We start from the raw sequence: 1,164 nt of genomic DNA on the forward strand, positions 1-1,164 counted from the left end.
TTTATGCTTGTTGTCCAAAATTCATCCAACCTTCACGAATATTACCCATTACACGTTCGACGTTCATTAAACGGTCAGCGTCATTTTGTACGCTTGCGTAGTACAGTTCGACTTGACAGAAGTCGTACAGTTGGCGCAAGTTATCTGCAATTTCGCCACCATTTTCGTCATCAAGGGCACTGGTTAATCCAATTAAAATGTTCATACATTTATTGATGCCAGCGCCTTTCTCTGCCAAACGCTTCGCAGCAAGATGGCCGCGAATGCGTTCAATTTCATCGAGTAAGCCATCAATAAGCATGATGACAAGTTGATGAGGGTTTGCTGCTGCCGCTTGAGCATCTAGGTCGACTTGTTGGTATGAGTCGTAACCGGAGTCCATAAGCATGAGATCTTCTCCTAAAGCCTTAGCCAAACATTGACATGGTTTGGTTCATTTGGGTCATTAATGTATTCATTTGAGTGAATTGTTTTAGGTAACGCTTGTACGACATGTCGTACTTACGTTCTAAAGTGGTTTGTTTGTCTGAGAGGCGATCTAAGTTTGCTTGCAGCGCTTCTTTACGAGATTTGAACGCACCAGAAGAAAATTTGAGGAATGGTTCGGCCATGGCATCCATTGAGTCAAGTAATGCACCGTCGCCATTGAACATTGCTTCTAAGCCTGCGCTATTGTTTTTTTGTGCCTCTGCAAATTTTTCTTGGTCCACTTTCAGTTTGCCATGGCGATCCAACGTTACGCCTATTTCGCTTAAGCGCATGCCGCCGTGCTCGCCTCGAACAAGGCTTGATAGTTGGCTTTCAATTGAGCGCATGGTTGGGTCGCTAGCTAGAACACCGCGTTTTTTATCTTCACTGCCGATTTGTGTGTGTTCATCAATTGTAGATATCAAAGTGTTGTAGGCGTCTACGAACTTATTGAGCTGCTCTTTGGTTGCTTCGTCATCAGCGCCGATACCTAAACCAATCGCGGTTTCTCCAGAGGTCTGAGCCTTGGTTACGGTAATGTCTACGCCATCGATAACACCTTCAAACGTATTGCTCGAGTTAGTGAGTTTTAGACCAGTATTCTCTGCACCCAACCAGATCACGGCATCTTGGGGGGCACTGATTTGACTAAGGTTTGTGAATGCATCTTCAAACCATGCTTGGCCTGTGCCCGTT

2 protein-coding genes are annotated in these 1,164 nt (G+C 45.0%); both read right to left on the minus strand.

Annotation, left to right across the window (positions count from 1 at the left end; translation table 11 throughout):
- Window position 1: 1 nt before the first annotated feature.
- A complete protein-coding gene (fliS, locus tag R7E42_RS24915; RefSeq protein ID WP_020838211.1) occupies window positions 2-388 on the minus strand; it encodes a flagellar export chaperone FliS in 387 nt (128 codons plus the stop codon).
- Window positions 389-407: 19 nt separating this feature from the next.
- Window positions 408-1,164: flagellar filament capping protein FliD (gene fliD, locus R7E42_RS24920; RefSeq protein ID WP_318073223.1), on the minus strand; the 757-nt coding region annotated here is incomplete at its 5' end.

Origin of the sequence: Vibrio sp. Vb1337, assembly GCF_033338715.1 — a bacterium.
Lineage (GTDB): Bacteria > Pseudomonadota > Gammaproteobacteria > Enterobacterales > Vibrionaceae > Vibrio > Vibrio alginolyticus.

Bases quoted from the DNA above. Each gene is read 5' to 3' on its own strand.
- fliS (WP_020838211.1), bottom strand. From the start codon at position 388: ATGCTTATGGACTCCGGTTACGACTCATACCAACAAGTCGACCTAGAT.